The 24,523-nt window shown below is 64.6% G+C and carries 17 protein-coding genes; 8 read left to right on the plus strand and 9 right to left on the minus strand.

Translation table 11 applies throughout. From position 1 onward, the window contains the following. The first annotated feature begins 3 nt into the window (after positions 1-3). Together ACZ1J6_RS03380 and ACZ1J6_RS03385 are read left to right on the plus strand one after the other, a co-directional pair. Positions 4-714, plus strand: a complete 711-nt coding sequence (locus tag ACZ1J6_RS03380; RefSeq protein WP_314466078.1) for a TetR/AcrR family transcriptional regulator — start codon at positions 4-6, stop codon at positions 712-714. A gap of 172 nt (positions 715-886) precedes the next feature. Then, a complete protein-coding gene (locus tag ACZ1J6_RS03385) occupies positions 887-1,204 on the plus strand; it encodes a hypothetical protein (protein ID WP_465127405.1) in 318 nt (105 codons plus the stop codon). A gap of 496 nt (positions 1,205-1,700) precedes the next feature. On the opposite strand, the gene ACZ1J6_RS03390 is transcribed toward ACZ1J6_RS03385, so the two are convergent. Both ACZ1J6_RS03390 and ACZ1J6_RS03395 read right to left on the minus strand, forming a co-directional pair. Next, positions 1,701-4,013 (minus strand): glycoside hydrolase family 3 N-terminal domain-containing protein, encoded by a 2,313-nt coding sequence (locus tag ACZ1J6_RS03390; RefSeq protein ID WP_431567463.1) that lies wholly within the window; start codon positions 4,011-4,013, stop codon positions 1,701-1,703. 120 nt (positions 4,014-4,133) lie between these two features. After that, a complete protein-coding gene (locus ACZ1J6_RS03395) occupies positions 4,134-6,563 on the minus strand; it encodes a TonB-dependent receptor (protein ID WP_431567462.1) in 2,430 nt (809 codons plus the stop codon). 417 nt (positions 6,564-6,980) lie between these two features. On the opposite strand from ACZ1J6_RS03395, the gene ACZ1J6_RS03400 reads away from it, so the two are divergent. Genes ACZ1J6_RS03400 through ACZ1J6_RS03415 form a run of 4 tightly spaced genes read left to right on the plus strand, consistent with a single transcriptional unit; the run spans position 6,981 to position 12,214 of the window. Then, the gene (locus ACZ1J6_RS03400; protein ID WP_132265414.1) at positions 6,981-7,268 is read left to right on the plus strand and encodes a hypothetical protein; all 288 of its coding nucleotides are present in this window, start codon (positions 6,981-6,983) and stop codon (positions 7,266-7,268) included. Further along, positions 7,265-9,757, plus strand: coding sequence for a glycoside hydrolase family 2 TIM barrel-domain containing protein (locus ACZ1J6_RS03405; protein WP_431567461.1), 2,493 nt, complete (start codon positions 7,265-7,267; stop codon positions 9,755-9,757). The genes ACZ1J6_RS03400 and ACZ1J6_RS03405 overlap by 4 nt, the downstream gene beginning before the upstream one ends. A gap of 52 nt (positions 9,758-9,809) precedes the next feature. After that, entirely contained in the window at positions 9,810-10,565 is a 756-nt protein-coding gene (locus ACZ1J6_RS03410; RefSeq protein WP_431567460.1) for a FadR/GntR family transcriptional regulator, read from the plus strand. A gap of 47 nt (positions 10,566-10,612) precedes the next feature. Further along, the gene (locus ACZ1J6_RS03415; RefSeq protein ID WP_465127406.1) at positions 10,613-12,214 is read left to right on the plus strand and encodes a glycoside hydrolase family 43 protein; all 1,602 of its coding nucleotides are present in this window, start codon (positions 10,613-10,615) and stop codon (positions 12,212-12,214) included. Positions 12,215-12,324: 110 nt separating this feature from the next. On the opposite strand, the gene ACZ1J6_RS03420 is transcribed toward ACZ1J6_RS03415, so the two are convergent. From ACZ1J6_RS03420 to ACZ1J6_RS03430, 3 genes are read right to left on the minus strand one after another with little or no spacing between them, the layout of a single operon-like run. After that, positions 12,325-13,974 carry an electron transfer flavoprotein-ubiquinone oxidoreductase gene (locus ACZ1J6_RS03420; protein WP_465127407.1) on the minus strand — a complete coding sequence of 550 codons (1,650 nt, stop codon included), beginning with the start codon at positions 13,972-13,974 and terminating at the stop codon, positions 12,325-12,327. Between the two features lie 37 nt (positions 13,975-14,011). Then, a complete protein-coding gene (locus ACZ1J6_RS03425) occupies positions 14,012-14,941 on the minus strand; it encodes an electron transfer flavoprotein subunit alpha/FixB family protein (protein WP_465127408.1) in 930 nt (309 codons plus the stop codon). Further along, the gene (locus ACZ1J6_RS03430) at positions 14,941-15,687 is read right to left on the minus strand and encodes an electron transfer flavoprotein subunit beta/FixA family protein (protein WP_465127409.1); all 747 of its coding nucleotides are present in this window, start codon (positions 15,685-15,687) and stop codon (positions 14,941-14,943) included. The genes ACZ1J6_RS03425 and ACZ1J6_RS03430 overlap by 1 nt, the downstream gene beginning before the upstream one ends. 127 nt (positions 15,688-15,814) lie before the next feature. On the opposite strand from ACZ1J6_RS03430, the gene ACZ1J6_RS03435 reads away from it, so the two are divergent. Next, a complete protein-coding gene (locus ACZ1J6_RS03435; RefSeq protein ID WP_431569114.1) occupies positions 15,815-16,567 on the plus strand; it encodes a FadR/GntR family transcriptional regulator in 753 nt (250 codons plus the stop codon). An 81-nt stretch (positions 16,568-16,648) separates the two neighbouring features. Beyond that, the gene (locus ACZ1J6_RS03440) at positions 16,649-17,839 is read left to right on the plus strand and encodes a CaiB/BaiF CoA transferase family protein (protein WP_431569113.1); all 1,191 of its coding nucleotides are present in this window, start codon (positions 16,649-16,651) and stop codon (positions 17,837-17,839) included. 54 nt (positions 17,840-17,893) lie between these two features. Here ACZ1J6_RS03440 and ACZ1J6_RS03445 read toward each other — a convergent pair whose 3' ends face one another. From ACZ1J6_RS03445 to ptsP, 4 genes are read right to left on the minus strand one after another with little or no spacing between them, the layout of a single operon-like run. Beyond that, positions 17,894-19,255 (minus strand): carbohydrate porin, encoded by a 1,362-nt coding sequence (locus tag ACZ1J6_RS03445; protein WP_431569112.1) that lies wholly within the window; start codon positions 19,253-19,255, stop codon positions 17,894-17,896. 52 nt (positions 19,256-19,307) lie between these two features. After that, on the minus strand, positions 19,308-20,999 hold the full coding sequence (locus ACZ1J6_RS03450; RefSeq protein WP_465127410.1) for a fructose-specific PTS transporter subunit EIIC: 1,692 nt from the start codon (positions 20,997-20,999) through the stop codon (positions 19,308-19,310). Further along, complete coding sequence (gene pfkB, locus ACZ1J6_RS03455; RefSeq protein ID WP_431569110.1) at positions 20,999-21,979, minus strand: 1-phosphofructokinase; 981 nt, start codon at positions 21,977-21,979, stop codon at positions 20,999-21,001. The genes ACZ1J6_RS03450 and pfkB overlap by 1 nt, the downstream gene beginning before the upstream one ends. Next, positions 21,979-24,501 (minus strand): phosphoenolpyruvate--protein phosphotransferase, encoded by a 2,523-nt coding sequence (gene ptsP / locus ACZ1J6_RS03460; RefSeq protein WP_431569109.1) that lies wholly within the window; start codon positions 24,499-24,501, stop codon positions 21,979-21,981. The genes pfkB and ptsP overlap by 1 nt, the downstream gene beginning before the upstream one ends. Positions 24,502-24,523 lie beyond the last annotated feature (22 nt).

Below are 24,523 nucleotides of genomic sequence, written 5' to 3' on the forward strand. Positions count from 1 at the left end.
CACATGGGCAATCGATATTCCAAAGCGCGGATTACGGCAAAAGTGCAGGACAAGGTGCGGCAATCAGTGGCGGCGAAGGCAGATCAGAAACCGGTCAGAAGAAGAGGGCGTCCGGTAGCCGCCGATTCCGCTAAGATCACACAGGACATCCTGACCGAAGCCACGCGAATGTTCCTGGAGCTGGGGTATGAAGGCACCTCAATGGATGCCGTTGCCACCAACCTTCGCATTCCGCGCACTACCCTCTACAAGCGCTTTTCGGACAAGGCGGACCTTCTCCAATCCGTGATCGATGCAAAGATTGCATCGTGGTCCGAACTCAACACCAAACGCGATCCGGCGCTGTCGCACGATCTTGTCGAGCAGCTGATCAGCTATGTCGAAGCGATGCTGCTTTGGGGGACGAAACCCGAAGTTCGCGCCATTACCAGGCTTGCAGGCAATCTGACAGGAACGGCCGGATCGGGGTTCAGTGGCCACAACCAGAAGGGCTACCGCAGCCTCCATGCGCTCATAGCGACGTCGATTCGCGAGTATGGCCCTGCCAGAGGGTTCAAAATGCGCGATCCGGAGGGCGCGGCAGACCTGGTGATGGCCGTGACGGGGGGAACGATCGCCGTACGTCCCGAAGCGGAACCTTTCAAAGACGATGAGGCGAAAGTTGTCGCGAGATCCCTCGTCGAGCGCATTGTTGGCGGGGCGGGGTCCTGGTGATCTGAGATCGAACTCATGATCGCCGTGACGAAATAATACAATGTGTAGCTATATTGACTTGATCGTGGCTCGATCCGATAGTCTGTCTGAACAGCGGATAGATGCATCGAGATGACGGCGCTGGAGCCGCCACGCGCATCCATCCCAGCTCCTGTTCGGGAAAGGATTATCAATGCGCGCACTTCTCTCGGCGGTATTTTTGGCTCTGGCGATGACGGGATCCGTGACGGCCTATGCCGAAACCCCGCCTGCAGCTGCCAAAACCAAAGCTGCCTACAAGGTCCAGGAAACCGACCTCGGCACGATGCTGGATGATCCGGCATCGAAGGCCATTCTGCTCAAGCATATTCCCGAGATCGTCAATAGCCCGCAGATCGAGATGGGCCGCGGAATGACGCTTGCCCAGCTCCGGCAGTTTGCCGGCGATCAGCTCACCGATGAGAAGCTGGCGACCATCCAGACCGAACTCGACGCGGTAAAGCCCCACTGAGGCCGCCGGTTTCAGATCAGTAGCGGCGAGCAAGCCGGCCCCTCGAACAAGGGAGGGCCTCGTGCAATTTGGTGGTCGCCCCGCTTGATCCGTGCCCGATCGTCCGGGGTAGGGGACCTCTTTCTCGCCAGTGGGCAGAAAGAGGTCCTTGTGCTACTTGCCCGGTTCCCCAACGCTCTCGGTCAGAATACGCACTGGCCCCAGAAGCCCAAAAGCCCAAAAGCCCAAAAGCCCAGAAGCCCGGAAGGGCGAACCTTCGACGTCTTGCTGTAGGCCGGAAACGCAGTCCAGGCGATTTTTGTGGCGCCAGGCTGCCGGTCACCGATGCGGCGGGTCACCCACTCCGGGATCCGCGTTTTCGCTCAGCGATGAAAGGGTGTCTATCACCGGGGCTGGCGGTGTCCGTGATCACTACCGAGGCAAACAAGATCGCTCCAAGCGCGCCAGCGGCTAGGGGCGCGCATCGTGGAACACTGCGGTGCATGTCCAAGGTCCGTTATCTTTCACCCACCTCGAACGATCCACCGAGCGATGCCGTGGAATCGCCGCCAACCCAGACGTCGAAGTCCGAGCTTTCCTCGATCCAGCTCCGCGTGGCGTCGCTCCAGTAGCGCAGGTCTTCCGGACTGAGCGTAAAGGTGAGCGTCCGCTTCTCGCCCGGCTTCAGGGTCACGCGCTCGAAGCCCTTGAGTTGGCGGACCGGCCGGGAGGAGGTGCCGTGCTTTTGATGGATGTAGAGCTGCGCCACTTCATCGCCGCTTCGCGGGCCGCTATTGGCGACATCGACAGTGATGGTCACCGGACTGCCGGGCGCGACCTTGGGCGTAAGCACCTTCAGATTGGAGTAGGCGAAGCTCGTGTAGCTGAGCCCGAAGCCGAAGGGCCAGGCAGGTTCGTTGCTCCCTTCCTGATAGCGCTTGGCGGCATCGGTCGGATCGTGGGAGGGCAGGCGCGCGTAAGTCATAGGGGCCTGGGCGGCGCTGCGGACCCAGCTGATCGGCAATTTGCCGCCGGGCACGGCATCGCCGAACAGCAGGTTCGCGGCGGCAGCTGCTCCCTGGCTGCCGGGATACCAGATATCGAGGATGGCCGCGGCCTTGCTGTCCTGCACTGTTAGCGGACGGGCGCTCATCAGGACGACGATCACCGGCTTGCCGGTGGCCACCACCGCGTCCAGCAGCTCCTTCTGGCGTCCGGGCAAGTCGAAACTCGCCCGCGAGGCCTTCTCGCCGCTCATGTTCTGCGCTTCGCCGAGCACCAGAATGGCGGCGTCCGACTGGCGAGCCAAGGCAACCGACTTTGCAATCTCCGCGTCTTCGTCGATGGGTTCGGGCTTGGTTCGCTTGCCGTCCATCATGTCGAAGGGTGAGGGGTTCACGCGTGCGGGAATGCGGACACCTTCGGAATAAGACACGGTGACGCCTTGCCCGACTTTCGCGCGGATACCGGCCAGCAGGCTTTCGGCGCTGGGGTTGTTCATCGAGAAAATCCACGGGCCGAGCATGTCACGCTGGGAATCCGCAAGCGGCCCGATCACGGCGAGCGACCGGATTTTCCTGCGGTCGAGCGGCAGCGTGCCGCCTTCGTTGCGCAGCAGTACGGCCGACCGCTCGGCAGCCGCGCGGGCGGAAACGGCATGGGCCGGATCGGCGAGGACTTTGGCAGCGTGTGCTTCATCGACATAAGGGTTTTCGAACAAGCCCATGCGGAACTTCGCGGCCAGGACCGGTCGCACCATGGCATCGAGTTCAGCGGTGGTCAGCTTGCCCTCGGTGATGGCGGCCGCGAGCGAAGGCATGTGTGCCTTCTGCCCCGGCGGCACCATTTCCATGTTCGTGCCGGCCGAGATCGCCTTGACGGCCGCCTCGGTTCCATCCTTTGCAATGCCATGTGTCTTTAGGGCATCGACGCCGCCGGCATCGCTGACAACCCAGCCCTTGAAGCCCCACTCGGTGCGCAGCGTGTCGGTCAGGAGGCGGTGGTTTCCGGCTGCGGGTACACCGTTGAGCGCCATGTAGGCGGCCATGATGTTGCCCGCGCCCGCGTCGATCGCGGCCTTGAATGGTGGCAGGTAGAGGTTGTGAAGCTGGTTTTCCGAGATTTCCGACTGGTCGTAGTCACGCCCGCCCATGGCAGCGCCATAGCCTGCGAAATGCTTCGGCCCGGCAATGATGTGACTGGGTGCGCCGATGTACGACCCCTGGAATCCCCGGACTTGCGCGGCGGCCATGGCCGATCCCAGGTACGGATCCTCGCCCGCGCCCTCGACGATGCGGCCCCAGCGGGCATCGAGGGCAACGTCGACATTGGGCGCGAAAGTCCAATGAATGCCTACCGCCCGCGCCTCCTGCGCCGCTACCGCCTGCGATCGTTCGACCAGCTTCGGATCCCACGATGCCGCCATTGCGAGGGGCACGGGAAAGATCGTGTGAAGGCCATGAATGACATCGAAACCCACGAGCAGGGGGATCTTCAGGCGGGTCTGCTCGACGGCCATCTTTTGCGCGCGATTGAGCAGTTTGGGATCGGTCGTGAAAAGGATCGAGCCAGCCTTGCCGGCGGCAATCTGATCGTCCACGCCTTTGGCCATCGCTGGAATCTGGGCAAAATAGAAGAACTGGCTGAGCTGGCCGGCCTTCTCCTCGGCGGTCATCTTTGCCAGGAGCGCCTCGACGCGGGCGTCGATAGCGGCGTCGTTTGCCGGAAGCTGGGAGGATGAGGGCTTGGGCGCCGCTTGCGCGTCAGCCGGGTGAATAAGCGCGCTGCCCAGCAGCAGGCTGGCCGCGAACTTTGCTGCAATACGGCGCATTTCGAGATCCTCCTGATAGGGCGTTGAAGCGCGCCCGTGATTTTTGCGTCTGTCTGGGAACGACAAGAGGGCGGGTGATCTTGGATCACCCGCCCAGGTCGGAGGTTCGGTTCGCGCCAATCAGCGCGAGCCGAACGAGAACCGTACATTAAGGCCAAATTCCCGCGGCGGCGTCATGGTGATGCCGGTGTAAGTGCTGGTCGTCGTCGCGGCGGTTGGCCCGGTGAGGATCGGGCCGTTCGGTCCGAACCCGCCAAAGCCGAGCTGCTGGTAGCTGGTCGAAAGCGGGCTGGTGCGGGAAAGCGCCTTTTCCACTTCGAACAGGTTCTTGGCGTAGAGCGAAACCTCCCACATTCCCTTGGGATCGCGAATGCCCGCGTAGAGATTGACCAGGGCATAGTCGCCGACGTTGTCGTAGATGTTGGTGGGATCGCTCTGGGATTTGCCGTTGTAGGTCATCAAGCCGCGAAGGTAGCCATCAAACCTGTTGGAAATCGGAAGGCTGTATTCGCTCTGGAGCGTGGCCGAGAAGGGGGGCTGGAAAGCAGAACGCTGCGTCACCTGGCAGGCGGCCAGGTTCTCGGAACCGACTGCGGCCTGAAGCTGCGCAAGTGATGGTGCCGACAGGACGTTGTCGGGCACACCGTCGCCATTGAGGTCGTTGCAGGGAACCGTGCCGTTCTTGATCTTGCCGAGCGAATAGCTGGCGAGCAGGCCCATCGTCCAACGATCGGAGATGTCGAAGGAGAGATCGCCTTCCACGCCGTTCACTTCGACAGGGACAGCGCCCACGAAGTTGAACTGGCCGACTTCCTGATGGATGCCGGTAACCTGTCCGGCGCTGTTCCTGTCCGCCACGGTATTGACGTAGTAGACCCCGTTGGACACGCGGTAAGGGTAGTTCTTGAATTTCTGATGATAGCCGGTGACGTTGAAACGCATCCGGCCGCCCATGAGCGTGCTCTTGAAACCGACTTCATAGGACTTCGAGGTTTCGGCAGGAAGGTTGGTGAAGCTCTTTTCGGTAGCCGAGGGCAGGATGTTGAAATCGCCGACCACGTTGATGCCCGGCCGCCAGGAACTGCCGGTGCTGGCGTAGACCATGAGATTGGGCGTGATGTTTTGCTTGATGGAGCCGGTATAGATCCACTTCTTGGCATCCTGCCCATCGGTGGAGACGGTATTGCCGCCCACAACCAGCGTATTTTCCGAGTTGTAGTCGATATGCCTGAGGCCGCCGGATACTTCGGTGGAATCGGTTACGTGAAGCGTCAGGTTACCGAAAATCGATTGCTCGTGATTGCCACCGAAGCGGCCGATCGGTGTCGTGACCGCAGTCGCAAGGCCGCCGCCGAACAGGAGCGGCAGGCGAACCGCCGTGCTGCGCAGGAGCTCCGTCGGCGCGTCGTTCTTCTGGTCGAAGAAGCCGACAACGTAGTCGACCATGCCGAACAGGCGTTCCTGGTTCTGCAGGCGGACTTCATGGGACGTCGACTTGGTGCGGGTGTGGGTCGCCTGGAAGATCGTATCGCCGGGGAACACCACTGCGGAGTCGAGGGAAGTGCTGGCATCGACGTTCTGGGTATAGTGCTGGCCCTGATAGATCAGGGTCTGGCCGGCCAGGTTCGCTTCTGCACGCCAGTTGTAGATGTTGTAGACCTGCTTGATCCGGCGCGGCTCGACCTGATCGGTGCGCCGGTCGCTCGTATCGATGTAGACCGGGCTCGGTGCGGCATCGGGATTGACCTCGCTGAACGAAGCGACCTGATCGTATCCCACCGCATTGCGCTGCATATGCTGGTAGACGCCTTCGAACCTCAGCCAGTCGGTGGGCTGGATCAGGCCGCTGACGCGTCCGGCGCGGGTACGGGCGAAGGGATCGCGGCCGCCATAGCTGGTGTCGAGCGGCTTGACGCGGTTGTCCTCGTTCTCGTCCCAGACGCCGGCGACACGAATGGCGGCGATGCCCTCGATGACGGGCAGGTTGAGCGCGGCCTTGATATTCTGCGTGCCGATGTCGTTGGCCGTCATGTCGACGGTTCCGCCAACGGTATAGAGATCGGGCTTGCGACTGGCGACCGTGATCGATCCTGAAGGCGAGGCGCGTCCGCGCAGCGTGCCCTGGGGACCGCGCTGGACTTCGATCTGGCCGATATCGAACATCTGCTGGAGAACGATGCCCGCCACGATCGGCGCGTCATTCATGTAGAATTCGACGGTGGAGTTGAAGCCACTGGCATTCACGTCGAAATTGACGCCGCGCATCTTGGCGCTGCCGCCGACGCCGTTGGATTCCGTTGTCAGTTCCAGGCCGGGAACGAGTGTCTGAACTTCCTTGAAGTCGCGGATATTGAGCTTCGCGATCTCTTCCGACGTCACGGTATCGATGACTGCGGGGACATCCTGAACGTCCTCGTCGCGGCGGCGCGCCTGGACGATGATGACGTCCGCGGCGTTTTCGGCGGCCGGCGACGATTGCGCCCATGCGGGCGTCGCCACGGCGAACAAGCTGGTGGACGCCAGCAGCAGGTTGCATCCTGTCTTGATCATATTCCCTCCCGTTTTTTGTTTTCTTGCTCGCAGCAAGCGCTCACGCAGGACCGCGGTCAAAGGCGAAGGTCCTCGCTCCGGATGTCCGCCTCAGCTTGGGACCAGGCGCGATCGATCTTCGCAATGGCTGCGGCAAATCCGATGGTTCCATCGTCCTCTTCCCGTCCCGGAGCTGGCTTGACATGCCGTCCTTGCGACTTAAAACAACACACCGTTGCTATTTAGACAAGGCACAAAATAAGCCCGAGCCCATCGGGGGGGCGATGATCGCGGCGACCGAGAAAGCAGGAGAGGACCGATGGATGAGCGCACATGGCGCGCAGGCCTGGTTGAACAGCGCCATGCGCTGCGGCCACCGCTCGTTGAAGCGACGCTCGCACTGCCGTTTCAAGCCAATTCCATGAGAGGATGACCAATTTGGACGCGCCACTTTATCCGCCTGCGAAGGCCTACGATCCGCCGCGCAGGCTTCCCCGGATACTCAGTTCGCGAGAGACGCCGATCGCTATCCTGCAGTCGAACCCGGCGGCCTGGGCGATCGTCAACAAGCAGATTCCGGGAATGGATCGGCGCATCGGCAATGAGATGATCAAGCCGCACCTTGGCAACTTCTCGCTCGAATCGCTGCTCGTCTTCGGGGTTGTGCAGCGGGAGCCTCTGGCACGGATCGATGCCGAACTGGCCAGGCTGGGAGAGGTCATGTGAGCTTCGAATTTGACACCAATCGGCGCCAGGCGCTCATGGTCGCAGGAGCCGGTGCCGTCTTTCCCATGGTCGGCGCGGCTGCGGCAAAACCACCTGTTTTATCACAGCGAGCAAGCTGGCCGCTGCGGGATATTCCGTTCGACGATGGCTGGAAATTCCATCGCGGTGGCGGGGATGGTTTCGAACAGGCCGGCCTCGATGACAGTACATGGCGCGTCGTCGACCTGCCGCATGACTGGGGTGTCGAGGATGTGCCGGGCGGCGCCGAGCCGGCCCAGATCGGCCCGTTCGACAAGACAGCCGTTGGCAAAGGCGCGACCGGCTTCACCGTTGGCGGTGAGGGTTGGTATCGCAAGCGTTTCAGCGTTGCCGGCTATGCTCCCGATGCGCGCATCGAACTGACGTTCGATGGGATCTATCTCGAAAGCGATGTCTTCCTGAACGGCCATCCGGTCTCCAGCAACGTGAATGGCTATATCCCGTTCGCCATCGATCTCACGCCCTATCTCGACCGCAAGGGCGACAATATCGTGGCGGTTCGGGTTCGCAATGAAGGACGCAACACCCGCTGGTATGCGGGGTCGGGCATCTATCGGCAGGTGACGCTCGATGTGTTGCCGAGCCAGTGCCGGATCGCGCGATGGGGCGTTGCGGCCTGGACTCGCCGTTTCGCAGACGGACGGGCCGAGGTCGATCTGACGACATCGCTCGAAGGGGATGCGGCGGGGTACGAAATCGTCACCCGCCTCATCGATGACGAAGGTCGTACTGCCGCGCAAGGTCGTGTGGCTGCAGGAAGCGAAGTACGCCAGACCCTCACGGTGCAGGGGCCCCGGCTTTGGTCGCCCGATCATCCGAGCCTCTATCGGCTTGAAACCGAGCTGCGCCGCGGTGACAAGGTCGTCGACAAGCTGGAGCAGCCCTTCGGTGTCCGTATCGTGACCTTCGATCCCGCACGCGGGATGGCGATCAACGGCGAGGTCATCAAGCTGCGGGGCGGCTGCGTCCATCATGACAACGGACTGCTGGGCGCCTGCGCGTTTCGCGATGCCGACGAGCGGCGGATCCGCCTGCTCAAGCAGCGGGGTTTCAACGCCATCCGCAGTTCACACAATCCTGCCTCGCGCAGCCTCAGGGAAACTTGCGATCGTCTGGGCATGCTGATGATCGAGGAGGCCTTCGACGCCTGGCACGAGCATAAGGAGCCCCAGGACTTCTCGGTTCATTTCCGGGAGCACTGGGAAGAGGTGATCCGGGGCATGGTTCTGCCCGCCCGGAACAGCGCCTCGGTCATCATGTGGAGCATCGGTAACGAAATCCCTTTCCGTGCCAGCGACGAAGGCGTCGAATGGGAATGGAAGCTTGCCCATGCGGTGAAAACGCTGGATCCGACCCGGCCGGTGACCGCCGGGCTCAATGGCGTCCTGGGGCAGGAGATGATCGCCGGAGCCGATACCGCGCGTCCGGGATTTGCCGGAAAGGTCGATAACGCCTCCACGATGTTCCTTGACGTGCCGGGGTACAACTACCGGTTCGATGACATCGAACGCGAGCATTCCAGCCACCCCGAGCGGGTCGTTTACGGCTCTGAGACTTTCGCGCGCGAGGTCTTCGACTACGCTGCGCTGATGGACCGCGCGCCCTATTTCCTCGGCGAGTTCCTGTGGACGGCGATGGACTACATCGGCGAGGCGGGGATCGGCGCAACGGCATTCCTGAAGAATGGCAGCCTGCCCTATTACTTCGCGGCGTGGCCCTGGGTGAACGCCTGGTGCGGCGATCTCGACCTGATCGGATGCCAGAAAGCCTCTTCGCTGGCGCGCGATGTTGCATGGGGCCTGGCTCCTGTCACCATGACGGTGCAGCGCCCTGCGCCTGATGGAACCTTCCCCTGGACCGCCAACTGGGGCTGGCCGGACGAGCTGGCGAGCTGGAACTGGGACGACCACAAAGGCAAACCCCTCAAGGTGCGCGTCTATACGGCTGGCGACAAAGTCCAGGTGATCCTCAACGGTCAGGTGGTCGGTGAGAAAGCGCTGGCAGCCGGCGACAAGATGACGGCGGAACTCCCCGTGCCCTACGCGGCCGGCACACTCGAGGCCGTCGCCTGGAAAAACGGCAAGGTCATTGGCCGCACGCACCTGGAAACCGTTGGCGAGGCAGTGTCCTTGCGGGTGTCGGCCGAGCCGCTGTCCCAGCGCCGCGGCCGCGATGCGCTCGCCTATCTCAAGATCGAGGTGGTGGATGCCAAAGGACGGGTTCTGCCTGACGACATGCGGCCGGTGACCCTTGCGCTGGAGGGCTCCGGCGAACTCGCCGCCTTTGGCAGCGCCAATCCGCAGGCCGTGGGCTCGCTGAATGCCAGCCACACCAGGACCTTCAGGGGGAAGGCCCTCGCGATCCTGCGAGGCCGAGGAAAGGGAACGCTCCGGATCACAGCCCATTCGCCGGGGCTTCGCGCGGCCAATGCGAGGGTCGCCTTCGAATAGGCCCGGCAAAGCCGGACATGTCGGAAGGCCGTGAGGGAGAGAGAACCACGCCATGAATGCCATCGCACGAAGTGCTGACGCGGAAATATCCGGCGGCGCGAATATCAGAAGTTCCGGGCGCCGGCTCAATGGATCGGTCGTACAGAAGATCGGCCGGGACATCGTGTCCGGCCACTATCCACCCGGCTCCATACTATACGGGGAGGTCGTTTTCGCGCAGGAACTCGAAGTGTCGCGCAGCGCCTATCGCGAGTCCTTGCGGGTATTGTCGGCCAAGGGTCTCATCGAAAGCAGGCCCAAGGCGGGTACGCGCGTTCTTCCGCGAGAATGCTGGAATGTTCTCGATCCCGATGTTCTGGAATGGGCTTTTACCGGCAAGCCCGATTTCGGGTTCATCCGCGACATCTTCGAACTCCGCGGGCTGATCGAGCCCGCGGCCGCCGGTCTTGCCGCCCAGCGGCGTTCGCGCGAAGATGTACAGGCTCTGCGTCGATCGATCGACGCGATGCGCGGCCATACTCTGGCGAGCGAACCAGGTCGCCACGCGGACCGCGATTTTCACCAGACGATCCTGAAGGCCACCGGTAACGGCGCGCTGATGGTCCTGACCGCCAGCGTTGGAGCAGCCGTCAGGTGGACGACCCAGCTCAAGCAGCAGGCGCGAACATTGCCGCGCAATGCCATCCCCGAGCACGTCGAAGTGTGCGAGGCCATCGCTGCCCGGGACTCCAGGCGCGCTTCGGAAGGCATGAACCGTTTGATCGAGCAGGCCCTCGAGGACACCAGAAACGCGGTGGAAGCATTGTGACTAAGCGCTCCTTTCTCCGCGTTTCGGTCCGTGCTTTCCTGCCGGCCGTGGCTGCCGGCTTGCTGATGGGCTTCGGAACGGCCGGAGCGAAGGTTGGCGCCGAAAATTCACCTGTCACTTACCAGAACCCGGTCCTTTACGCCGACTACTCCGACCCCGATGTGATCCGCAGCGGGGATGCCTATTATCTGGTGGCGTCCAGCTTCCACATGTCGCCGGGTTTGCCGGTGCTGCGCTCCCACGATCTCGTGCACTGGACCCTCGTCTCGCACGTTCTTGCCCGGCTTCCTGACACTCCGGCCTACAATCTGGTGGGAGCGTTCAAGATCACGGACGCCAATCCGCGGGACACGGCCGGCACGAAGTACGGTGGCGGCCCCTGGGCACCGTCGATCCGGGAGCACGGCGGCCGCTTCTTCGTCTATTGGGCTACCCCGGATGAAGGCATCTTCATGGCCACCGCACGCCGGCCCGAAGGTCCCTGGAGCGCCCCGACCACGGTAATTTCCGGCCCCGGCTTTGAGGATCCATGCCCGTTCTGGGATGAGGACGGCACCGCTTGGCTCATTCACAGCAAGGTCGGTGCAGGGCCGCTCATTCTGCACCGCATGCGTACCGACGGCACCGGCGTTCTCGATGAGGGCAAGCTCATTGCCGAGGACAAGAAGAGGCTTCCGGTCCTTGAAGGCCCCAAGCTCTACAAGCGCAATGGCTGGTATTATATCTTCGCCCCCATCGGCGGGGTCGGGACCGGGCCGCAGGCTGTCGGTCGATCGCGCCGCCTCGAGGGTCCTTATGAATGGCGCGACGTGCTGCTTCCCGGCGGCGACCTGAAGCTCAAGGGACCGCATCAGGGTGGCTGGGTGGAGACACCGGACGGGAACGGCTGGTTCCTCCACTTCAACCTTACGGGAGCCTTCGGCCGCATTGTACATTTGCAGCCGCTCACCTGGCAGCAGGATTGGCCGATCATTGGAGCGCCGGTTTCCGGACAGGATGCCGGTCTGCCCGTCGCTCGTTGGCCCATGCCGAATACCCGGAAATCGGGAGGTTCGGATCGCCTGCAAGGTTCCGATCAATTCGGGGCGCGGCGGCTCTCCATCCAGTGGCAGTGGAATCACAACCCCGACGATAGCGCATGGAGCCTGCGTGCCCGACCCGGTTTCCTCAGCCTCACGGCGCTTCCGGCGTCCCAGATCGTCACCTCGCGAAACACCCTTACGCAGGTCATGCAAGGACCGGCGCCAGGCTATGTGACCCGGCTGGACATCGGGCGAATGGCCAATGGCCAAAGGGCTGGCCTGACGCTGTTCAACGCGCAGCCGTACTGGCTTGGCGTGGTGCACGATGAAGGTGCCAATAGGATCGTGCTTTCCCGAGCAGGCCAGGAAACGGCGATCGCCGACGTCCCTGGCTCGGTTCGCAGCGTGGTGCTTGCGGCGAATGTGACCAAAGACGGCATAGCCACTTATCATTACAGTCTCGACGATGGACGAAGCTTTGCCGTCGCTGGCGAACCTCTTAAACTCGCGTGGTATGGCTGGTGGAAGGGCACTCGCCCGGGACTGTTCTCGTTCAATACCCTGGCGCAAGGCGGTGTCGCCGATTTCGACTGGTTCCGAGCGGGGCAAGACATGCACGGACAGTGATGTCGCTTGCTTCGTCGCGGTCAAGCTGCTGCTTTCACGATTGCCAGCACCGATTTGGGCGCCTCGGAGGAACCCCTGACGCTTCGTCCTTTTCGCGAGAGACCTCTCGATCACATATTCGGATAGTTCGGGCCGCCGCCGCCTTCCGGCGTCACCCATTCGATGTTCTGGGTGGGGTCCTTGATGTCGCAGGTCTTGCAGTGGACGCAATTCTGCGCGTTGATCTGGAGCTTGGCGCCCGCACCGTCCGGATCGACGAATTCGTAGACTCCGGCCGGGCAATAGCGCGCTTCCGGCCCGGCATAGAGAGGCAGGTTGATCGCGGTCGGGATGCTGGCATCTTTGAGCTTCAGATGGACCGGCTGGTCTTCCTCGTGATTGGTGAACGAGTAGGACACGCTGGTCAGGCGGTCGAAGCTGATGACGCCGTCGGGCTTGGGATAGGCGATCGGCTGGTAGAGATCGGCGCGCTGGAGCGTCGAGGCGTCGGTGTGATGCTTCATCGGCTTGGCAAGGCCGAAGCCGAACAGCGTGCGCAGCCACATGTCCGCGCCGGCCAGCACCGTACCGATTTCCCCGCCCCACTTGGCGACCATCGGCTCGGCATTCTGGACGAGCTTCAGTTCCTTGGCGATCCAGCTTTCGCGCACCGCCGTGTCATATTCGCCCAGCGTGTCCTGCGCGCGGCCCGCGTTGATCGCCGCGGCCATCGCCTCGGCCGCCAGCATGCCGCTCTTCATCGCGGTATGCGTGCCCTTGATGCGCGGCACGTTGACGAAACCGGCCGAGCAACCTGCCAGCACGCCGCCCGGGAAGGCCAGCATCGGCACTGACTGCCAGCCGCCCTCGTTGATCGCACGCGCACCGTAAGCGACGCGCTTGCCGCCTTCCAGGATCGCGCGGATATCCGGGTGCTGCTTCCATCGCTGGAATTCCTCGAACGGGTAGACGTAGGGATTCTTGTAATCGAGCGCGGTCACGAAGCCGAGCGCCACCTGGTTGTTCGCCTGGTGGTAGAGGAAGCCGCCGCCCCAGCTGTCGGTCTCGCTCATCGGCCAGCCCTGGGTGTGGATGACCCGGCCGGGGACGTGCTTGTCGGCCGGAATGTCCCAGAGTTCCTTGATGCCGATACCGTAGATCTGCGGCTGGCAATCCGCTTCGAGGTCGTACCTGGCCTTGAGCCGCTTGGTCAGGTGGCCGCGCGCGCCTTCGCAGAACACGGTATATTTGCCCAGCAGGTTCATGCCCGGCTGGAAGTCGGCCTTGGGATTGCCCTCGCGGTCGACGCCCATGTCGCCGGTCTGCACGCCGATCACGGCGCCGTTCTCGTCATAGAGGATCTCGGCGGCCGGGAAGCCCGGGAAGATCTCGATCTCCAGCGCCTCGGCCTGTTCGGCCAGCCAGCGGCAGAGATTGCCCAGCGAGCCGGTGTAGTTGCCCTCGTTCGACATGAACGGCGGCATGACCAGGTGCGGCAGACCGAACTTCTTCTTCTTCGTGAGATGCCAGTGCCAGTTGTCGGTCACCGGCGTTTCCGCCAGCGGGGAGCCGTCCTCGCGCCAGGTGGGCAGCAGTTCGTCGAGCGCCCTGGGATCGATCGTCGCGCCCGAAAGAATGTGCGCGCCGATCTCCGAGCCCTTCTCCAGCACGCAGACCGACAGCGCCGGATCGACCTGCTTCAGCCGGATCGCCGTGGCAAGGCCGGCAGGCCCACCGCCGACGATGACGACGTCATACGGCATCTCTTCGCGTTCAATCATGGTCTTTGCATCTCGAAGAAGGGTCGGAAAAGAAGGCTCAGAGCTTGCCGGTGAGTTCCGGCACCGCGGTGAACAGGTCCGCCACCAGGCCAACATCGGCGACCTGGAAGATCGGGGCGTCTTCATCCTTGTTGATGGCGATGATGGTCTTGGAGTCCTTCATGCCCGCAAGGTGCTGGATCGCGCCCGAGATGCCGACGGCGATGTAGACTTCGGGCGCCACGATCTTGCCGGTCTGGCCGACCTGGTAGTCGTTGGGCACGTAGCCCGCATCGACCGCAGCGCGGCTGGCGCCAACGGCGGCGCCGAGCTTGTCGGCGAGCGGCATGATGACCTGCTCGAAGGTTTCCGAATCCTTCAGCGCGCGTCCGCCCGAGACGATCACCTTGGCGCTGGTCAGTTCCGGACGCTCGGACTTGGCGAGTTCGGCACCCACGAAGCTGGAGAGGCCCGCGTCACCGGCACCGGCGACGTCTTCGATCACAGCCGCACCACCCTCGACAGCGGCCTTCTCGAAGGCGGTGCCGCGTACGGTGATGACCAGCTTGGCATCGCTCGATTCGACCGTAGCGATGGCGTTGCCGGCGTAGATCGGACGCGTGAAGGTCTTCTCGCCCTCGACCGAGAGGATGTCCGACAGCTGCATCACGTCGAGCAGCGCGGCCACGCGCGGAGCGACGTTCTTGCCGGTGGTGGTGGCAGGCGCCAGGAACGCGTCGTGGTGGCCCATGAGGTCCACGATCAGCGGCGCGACGTTCTCGGCCAGCGCGTGTTCGTAAGCGGCGTTGTCGGCCAGGTGCACCTTGGCGACACCGGCGATCTTGGCAGCGGCCTCCGCAGCGGCGCGGCAGTTCGCACCGGCGACCAGCAGGTGCACTTCACCCAGCTTGGCAGCAGCAGTGACGGTGTGGAGCGTCGCGTCCTTGACCGACGCGTTGTCGTGTTCGACCCAAACGAGCGTCTTCATCAGGCGACTCCCAGTTCCTTGAGCTTCGTAACCAGCGCGTCGACGTCGGCGACCTTGACGCCGGCGACACGCACCGGCGGCTCCGAGACCTTGAGGGTCTTGAGGCGCGGGGCGATGTCGACGCCGTAATCGGCGGCGGTCTTCACATCGAGCGGCTTCTTCTTCGCCTTCATGATGTTGGGCAGCGAAGCGTAGCGCGGCTCGTTGAGACGCAGATCGGTGGTGACGATCGCGGGGAGCGACAGTTTGACGGTCTCCAGACCGCCATCGACTTCGCGGGTCACGGCAACGTGATCACCGTCGATCTCGACCTTGCTGGCGAACGTGCCCTGCGGGCGGCCCAGCAGCGCGGCGAGCATCTGGCCGGTCTGGTTCGAATCGTCGTCGATCGCCTGCTTGCCCAGGATCACGAGGCCGGGATTCTCTTCGGCGACAATCGCCTTGAGGATCTTGGCGACGGCCAGCGGTTCCACTTCCGTATCGGCCTCGATCAGGATCGCGCGGTCGGCGCCCATCGCGAGCGCGGTGCGCAGCGTGTCCTGCGCCTTGGCCGGGCCGACCGAGACGGCGACGATCTCTTCCGCCTTGCCCGCTTCCTTGATGCGGATGGCTTCTTCCACCGCGATCTCGTCGAACGGATTCATGCTCATCTTGACGTTGGCCAGGTCAACACCCGTACCATCCGCCTTCACGCGGGGCTTCACGTTATAGTCGATCACCCGCTTTACGGGCACGAGGATCTTCATCTCTCCACTCCATCTTGAATGGTCCGACCATTATAGTTTTGTATCTGTCTGTCAACTCAGTGGTCGGGGCATTGCTCAAGCGGGTGGGATCGGGATACCTTGGGGCATCGTCGAAGAGAGAACAGCCGTGGCCACAGCAAATACCGAAAAACCCGCGTTCGCGCCGATCAAGACGCAGCGCGCGTTCGAAGTCATCTGCGAACAGATCCGTGCCCAGCTTGCGGCCGGTACGCTGAAAGCAGGCGACAAGCTGCCTGCCGAGCGAGAACTTGCCGCGCAGTTCCAGGTCAGCCGCAGCGCCCTGCGCGAGGCGCTGCGCAGCCTGGAAGTCGCCGGGATCATCCGCAACCTGAAGGGCGTGAAGGGCGGGGCGGTGATCCAGTCCGCCGAGCCGGACCGCATCGTCCAGGCCATGCAGGACTATGTCCACCTCGGCGACGTCACTCTCGACGAACTGACCGAAGCGCGCATCGCGATCCAGGACATCGTCGTGCGCCTCGCATGCGAGCGGGGGACCGAGGCGCATTTCGCCGAACTCGAACAGATCGCCGAACGCACGCGCGCGGAGACCTCGGTGGAAGCGCGCTACGAATGCGCGGCCGCCTATTACGACGTGCTTGCGCGCGCGACCGGGAACCGCATGTTCGGGATCTTCGTCGACTCCCTGTCCGGCGTCCTTCACGAATTCGTGCAGGGGCCGGGTTACGAGACCTTGCAGGAAACGCTGATCGAGTCCCGCTTCAAGCTGATCCGCTTCCTGCGCGCCCGCGATGCCGAGGCGGCCGCCGAGGAAATGCGCAAGCATCTGGAGCGTGTCTATCGCCACGTCCGCAAGAACATCAAGGCGCAGGCCGGATCGGGAGGCGCACGCAAGGCCTGATCCCGGGCGGTCATTGACCGCAACCCTAATCGGTGCAATAGGTAGGACCATTAGATATATTGACCTATGGGAGCGGTGAGGGTGTACGAACAGGCGGAACACGGGCCCGGAGACGCTCTGGCAGGCGTGCGAGTGCTGGACTTCACATCGGTCATGGCCGGGCCGTTCGCCACGCGAATGCTGGCGGACCTTGGCGCGGACGTGCTCAAGATCGAGTCGCTGGAAGGCGACCAGGTCCGCGCGCGTCCGCCGGTTCGCGATGGTCATTCGGCCTATTTCGGCCATCTCAATGCGGGCAAGCGGAGCCTTGCCTGCAACCTCAAGTCACCCGAAATGCGCGATCTCATCCAGCAGCTGGCGGAAAGCTATGACGTGGTGGTCGAGAATTTCCGCCCCGGCGTGATGAAGCGCTTCGGTCTCGATTACGAGACGCTTGCCGCCATCAATCCGCGCCTGATCTATTGCTCGATCTCCGGTTATGGCCAGCAAGGTCCCAAGGCGCACTTCCCCGCCTATGCCCCGGTGATCCATGCCGCCAGCGGCTTCGACATGGTCAACCTGCATTACCAGGACGATGCCAGCCGGCCCGCAACTTCGGGCATTTTCGTGGCCGACGTCCTGGGCGGTACCCATGCCTTCGGCGCGATCCAGACCGCCCTTTACCAGCGCGAGCGCACCGGCAAGGGACAGTACATCGATCTGTCCATGCTGGAAGCGATGGTGGGGATGCTGGTGTTCGAAACGCAGGAGGCGCAGTTCCCCGGCGGCCCGCGGCGGCCGCTCTATACGCCGCTCAGGACGCAGGACGGCTTCGTCATGGTCGCGCCCACCAGCCCGAAGAACTTCGAGCAGCTCACCGAAGCGGTGGGCCATCCGGAATGGCGGGAAGACCGCCGTTTCCTCACCAATGCCGACCGCAATGCGAACTGGGCGACCATGCTCTGCCTGGTGGAGGAGTGGACCAGCCAGCGTTCGTCCGCGGAGGCGGAGGAGATCCTGTCCCGGTACGGCGTGCCTTGCGGACGCTACCGCGAGATGGACGAGGTGCTGGCCGATCCGCAACTTGCGGCGCGCGGGGCGATGTCGCCCGTCAATGACGGGGCCGGGAGCTATCTGGTGCCGAACCCGCCGTTCACCATGAGCGGAAGCCGGGTGCAGGTGCGCCCGTTCGTATCCGAACTTGGAGAACACGGCGCGGCCGTCTTGCAGGAGGAACTCGGCCTGAGCGAGGAAACGGTGGCCGCCCTGCGCGGATCGAACCAGTTGCTCTGAGCGGGCTGGAAAGGCGCTGGGTATTTCTCTCGTTCTGAAGCCCAGGGTCAGGACCTAGTGCGACAGCAGCGTCGGGGCGTCGATCGTGAACTTGAAGCCGAGGATCAGCGCGTCCTTGATGTCGCGGGTGCGGAACGGGGCGCCGGTCTGGTCGGGATGGAGGATGTACTGAATGTTCGGCGAAATCCGGATCGCCGGGCCAAGCTGGGCACCGTAAGCCAGTTCCATCATGTATTCGTGCCGTTGGATGTTCCCGTTCCCGCCGGCCGAGAGCCGTGCTGCGCGCATGCGCTCCATGGCGAGGTCGCTGAAACGCTGGTCGCTGATCATGAAGCCGATGGTATCGGCATCGCGACCGTCGAAAGTGCCGGTCTGCACCGCGCCGATATCGAAGAAGCGGCTTTCTTCCACCCGGCCCGACAGGTTGGTCATCGCCACGCCGAACACGCTGAGTCCGCGCTCGGAAAGGGGATCGGGGCGCGTCAGGCGCTGGTCGAAACGGAAGTAAAGGCCCGAGCGGCCCTTGTGTACCGCTGGATCCCGCCCGGAGAGAATGGCGATGCCGCCCTGATCGTCGCGCAGGGGATCGGCATAGTCGCCGCGGTCGAACCAACCGCCGACAATGTAGTGGCCGGGAAGACGCAGGCCACCGCCCCCGCGTTTGCCCTCGCGCGCATAGCCCAGTTCCCACGGCACGATCACGCTGGTGGCGTTCTTCGTGCTGAAGTTGAAGCCATGGTCATTGGCGCGCTTGCGGTCGGGATTGACCTCATAGGCGCCGACATGGACGGTCACATGCGGCACGACTTCGGCCTTGGCGTGGATCATCCAGCTCGATGCCGGAAAATAGGTGAAATTGCTGTTCTTGAAAACGAACGTCGGATTGCCGCAGCCTGAATTTCCCTGGAAATTGCAGTAGATCGGTGAGTTCAGGAAGTGGATGTTCGCCTGGCTGCGGCCGGCCTCGATCATGAGGCGGTCGTTCAGCAGCTTCTGCTCCCAGGTCAGGATAGCGAGGTGCGTGTTCTGGGTGCCCCAGATCTCCTGAACCGAGGTGTTGTTGCGCAGCGCCAGGGCGGAAAGACTCTCTCCGTGGCGGTTGGTGATCGCGGCGTGGAGCGTGCCGCCGCCGATGCCGGCGATGCGATCCATGTCGAGATCTGCGCCGACATAGACCTGCCCCGCGAAAGCGGCATCGCGGCGCAGGCCGCCGCTGACGTTCGTGGCCGCCTCTCCGGTATAGCTGAGCGCGAGGGTGATCCCGTCATCCGCGAGCGGCTGCCAGGGCTTCGCGGTTTCGGCGGGCCGGTCTTCGGCGGGCGGGTCTTCGGACGTGACCTCCTGCGCCGTGGCAGCGGACAAGGAAAGGGCGGCGACGCCTGCGCAGCAGGCGCCCTTGAGCAGTGCGAACCGCATCGAATGAAATCCTCTCTTGAGGCGGCCCGATCTTGTGCCGGGCCGCTGTCGTTCAGGCGGCAGCGTCTGCCGGTACGGGGCGCGGCTTGAGCAGGCCGACGAGGACGCCGCTCACCAGTACCCCCGCCACGATGGCCAGGCCGTAGACTGCCAGATGCGTGACCGCGCCGGGGATCGGCAGGACGAACACGCCGCCATGCGGCACCTTGAGTTCGACTCCCGCCGCCATCGAGATCGCTCCGGTGATCGCGGAACCCGCCATCAGCGCCGGGATCACCCGGAACGGATCGCGCGCCGCGAAGGGGATCGCGCCTTCGGTGATGAAGGCGAGGCCCAGGACGGCGGCGGCGCCTCCGGCTTCCCGCTCTTCGGTGGTGAAGCGGTCGCGGAACAGGCGGGTGGCAAGGGCCACGGCCAGCGGCGGCACCATGCCCGCCGCCATCGTCGCGGCCATCGGCGTATAGACCTGGCTGGCGATCAGGCCGACCGAGAAGGCATAACCCGCCTTGTTGACCGGCCCGCCCATGTCGAAGGCCGACATCGCGCCCAGGATCACCCCCAGCAGGATCGCGCTCGATCCCTGCATGGAGCGCAGCCACTCGGTGAGGAAGGCGAGGGCGGCGGCAACCGGCGTGCCGACGGCGTAGATCATCAGCAAGCCGGTCAGCAGCGTGCCCAGCAGCGGCAGGAACAGCACCGGCTTCAGGCCCGCGAGGTTCTTCGGGAGCTTGATCAGCCGGTTGAGCCACTCGACGCCGTAACCGGCGATGAAACCGGCGACGATCCCGCCCAGGAAGCCCGCGCCGAGATTGGCGGCCAGCATGCCGCCGATCATGCCCGGCGCGATACCCGGACGGTCGGCAATGGAATAGGCGATATAGCCCGCGAGCGCCGGCACGATCAGCGCGAAGCCGCCTTGCGCGCCGATGCGGAACAGCGCATTCGCCAGCGTGCCCTCGGCCGCCGCGCTGTTGGCATCAATGCCACCCAGAGCGAAAGCCATGGCAATCAACAGGCCGCCCGCGACCACGAAGGGCAGCATGAAGGAAACGCCGGTCATCAGGTGCTTGTAGGGACCGGCGCGTTCGGTGCTGGCGGCGCCTGCCTCGGTCGAGAGGCTGCCGCCTTGCGTTTTCGCCTCGGTCAGCGCCCGTTCGATCAGCGCCCTGCCGCCGGAGATGGCGGGCTTGGTGCTGGAGGCAAAGACCCGCTTGCCGGCGAAGCGCGCGCGGTCCACCTCACGGTCCGCGGCGATGATCACCACGTCGGCTGCCGCGATTTCTTCGGACGTCAGCGGCGAACCGGCACCGACCGAACCCTGCGTCTCCACGCGGATTGGATAGCCGAGCTGCTTCGCGCCTTCCTGAAGTCCCTCGGCGGCCATGAACGTATGCGCGATGCCGGTGGGGCATGAGGTGATCGCCACCACGCGCGGCGTATCCGCTGCCGCTTGGGGAGCCTGCCCAAGTGCGGCTTCCGGATCGGCCAGCACGGCTTCCAGCGTCACCCGGCGATGCGGAGCGAGGGGAAGCGCGGCCGCTGCATCGTCATTGGCGGCGACCAGCAGCAGCGTGTCGCCCGGCTGCAAATCCTCGGGCAAGGGATTGAGCACGCCTTGCCCGGTGCGGACTTCGATATCGATATCGCGGCCGCCGGCGCGCGCGGCCTTGCGCAGCGCTTCACCGGCAAGCACGCCTTGCACGGCGGAATCGGCCGCTTCGATAACTGCGTAGAGCTTGCCCATCATTCCTCTCCGGCCTCGATCTTGTTCTCTATCGCCCCGCTTCGCGAGATCACGGGCGTAATGCTGACGTCTTCGGCCAGCGCGTGGACTGTCGGCAGGTCCGGAAGGTTCGGCCCGGCCATGCCCAGCTTGGCGACCGCGAAAGCGGTGGCGAGGCGGGCGGTGCGTTCGAGGTCGGCGTTCTCGCCCAGGGCGGCGACGATGCCGGCAACCATGGCGTCTCCGGCGCCGACGGTGCTGGCGATCTGCCCGACGGCGAGGCGGGCGGTTACCGCGCCTGCTTCGGACAGGAACAGCGCGCCATCCTCTCCCATCGAGACGGCGACCAGCGAAACCCCGCGCGCGTGAAGCGTGGTGGCGGCTTCGGCAAGCGTAGCCAGATCGGGCAGGGGACGGCCCAGGAGTTGCGCCAGTTCTTCACGGTTGGGCTTGACGACATCGGGAAGCACGTCGGCTGCGAGCGCGCACTTGAGCGGCAGGCCGCTGGTGTCCAGCACGACGCGGCATCCGGCGGCGCGCAGGTGGGCGATCAACGCGGCGTAAGTGTCGGGCGCGCATCCCGGCGGCAGGCTCCCGGCCAGGACGACCAGATCGCCTTCGCGCACGGCCTGGCAGACGTTTGCCACGGCCATTTCGGCCTGGGCCGCGTCCACCGCGATCCCGTCGAGATTGATGTCGGTGGTGCCCGCCACGTCGACCAGCTTGAGGTTGACCCGGGTGGCCCCGGCGATGCGGGTGAAGCAGTCGTCGATCGGCTTGGCGGCGAACAGCGCGTCGAATGGAGCGGCGTTGTCGCGGCCCAGCAAGCCAAAGGCGGCGACCGGCATGCCCCAGTCGGCCAGGCAACTGGCGACGTTCACGCCTTTGCCGCCCGCGTTCTGGCGCACGCAGCGGGCGCGATGGACGTCGCCCGGGACCAGGCGGTCAAGCGTGACGGTCTGGTCGATGGCCGGGTTGAAGGTGACCGTGAACGTGCGCATCAGTCTTCCCTTCCGCTGAAATCGCACCCGTCCAGAGCGCGGATCTCGGCGGCGCTTTCCATGTCGAGCGCCTTGGCGGCCAGAGCGCGCAGGCTATCGAAGCTCGCGCCGCGAATACGGGCTTTCACCCCTGGAATGTCGCGCGGGGTCATCGACAATTCGCTGACGCCCAAGCCCACGAGCAGAGCCGCGCCGAACGGATCGCCGGCAATGCCGCCGCAAACACCGACCCAGCGACCGTGCGCCTGCGCGCCTTCCACGGTTGCCGCTATCATGCGCAGAACGGCCGGGTGCAGGCTCTCCGCATCGCCCGCCAGTTCAGGGTTCTGCCTGTCGATGGCGAGGACATACTGCGTGAGATCGTTCGTGCCGATCGAGAAGAAGTCGGCATGGGCGGCCAAAGAGCGAGCCTGGATCGCGGCGGCGGGCACCTCGATCATGATGCCGACGGGAACCGTCGGCGCATCGAGTTCCAGCCGGATGTCCTCGCACCGTGCGCGCAAGGCGATCAGTTCGTGGACCGAGGTTATCATCGGGAACATGATGGAAAGATCCGCGCCTGCCTTCGCGGCGCGGTAGAGCGCGCGAAGCTGCGGTTCGAGCAAGTCGGGGCGGCGCAGCAGCAGCCGCGCGCCGCGCACGCCGAGGAACGGGTTTTCCTCAAGCGGCAGGTCCAGATGCGGCACTTGCTTGTCCCCGCCGATATCGAGTGCGCGCACGATCAGCGGACGATTATCCAGTGCCTCGGCCATGGCGCGGTAGATGGCGGCCTGCTCTTCCTCGCCCGGGCTGTCCCTGCGTTCGAGGAACAGGAATTCGGTGCGCATCAGGCCCACCCCTTCGCCGCCCTGCGAGAGCGCGTAAGCGACCTGATCGGGACGGTTGACGTTGGCGGCGATTTCCACTCGGTGACCGTCGCGCGTTTGGGCGGGCTGGCTGCGTTCCGCCTCTTCGGCGGCGCGCTTTTCGGCCAGCGCCGCGATCCAGTCGCGCGCGGAGGCCAGGTCGGCCGCGGACGGGTTGAGCCAGACACGGCCGCTGTCGCCATCGACGATGGCCGTCGCTCCGGCGGCGAGGCTCAGCAGATCCGCGCCGCCGGCGACCACGGAAGGCAGGCCCAGCGTGCGGGCCAGGATGGCGCTATGCGACGTCGGACCGCCCAGCGCGGTGGCGATCCCGGCCACGCGCGCGGTATCGAGCGTGGCCGTGTCGGAAGGTGAAAGGTCCGCCGCGACCAGGACGCAGGGCTCCTCGGGCAGATCGGTCAGCGATCCGGCCGCCAGCGCCGGGTCGATTTCGGCCAAGACGCGGCGACCGATGTCGTGGAGGTCGGCGGCGCGGGCGGCCAGCACCGGATTGCCCAGCGCGGAAAGTTGCCCGGCGATACGGTCGACCGCCTGATGCCAGGCCCATGCCACGCCGTGCCCCTCCACCATCAACTGGCAGGTGAGCGTGATGAGGTCGGTATCGTCGAGCAGTTCGGCTTGCGCCTTGAAGATTGCCGCATCCCCCGCGCCCAGCCGGCGGGTGGTATCGTCGATCAGCACCTTCATTTGCGCGCGGGTACGGGTGAGCGCTTCGTTGAGCAGGGTGCCACCACCGGCAAGGTCGGTCGGTCGGTCGGGCACCTCCAGCGCCTGCGCGGCGAGGACATGGACCCTGCCGATGGCGAGGCCCGGACTGGCGGCCACGCCCGCGATCATCTGGGCTTCGCCTTCCGGCTTCCAGCCCCGGATCGGCGCGGCGGCCTTTTCCGCGGCGCGCGCGGCGTCTTCCTTCTCGCGCGCGGTCAGGCGGCGGACGGCAGCGGCGAAACTGTCCAGCGCCGCACGCGCGCCTGCCCCTTCGGCGGAGAGAGTCACCCGATCACCAGCACGCAGCCCCATTTGGAGGAGGGAAACGAGGCTGCGAGGATCGGCGCTCTCCCCGCCGTGGCGTACGCGCAAGCGCACGCCAGAGGCACGCGCCGCTTCGACCCAGGCCGAGGCGGGGCGGGCATGGAGGCCGGTTGGGTAATCGACCGTCCATTCGGTGGTTTCGGCATAGTCGGCGACCGGCTCGGTGGAGGCGGCAGCCTCGCCGTCTTCCCAGAGAGCGCGGGAAAACGCAGCCGGATCGTCGGTGGTGACAAGCGCGGCAAGGCGCGGCTCGTCCTGAATGAGGCGGGTCAGCCGGCGCAGGATGGCGATGTGGCTGTCCGAATTGGCGGCGATGCCGACCACCAGATGAGCGCGCTGGCCGGGGTTCCATTCCACCGCTTCGCGCAGCTGGAGGATTGCCACCCCGTCCTTGCGCACGAGGCCCTTGTCCTCGCCGAGGCCGTGCGGGATCGCAACACCGGCGCCCAGGAACGTGTTCGCCAGGCCCTCACGGCGGACCATGCTGTCCTCGTATCCCGGAGCGACGCAGCCGGCAGCGACCAGAAGCTGGCCGACCTGGCGAATCGCATCGACCTTGTCTGCCGCGCTGGCATCGATTCGAACGAGATCCTCGATCCTCGAGGCGGGCGCATTTGCGAGCATTTCAGGCCTCTCCTGACCGTTT

This window comes from Novosphingobium sp. BL-S-21 (genome assembly GCF_055521655.1).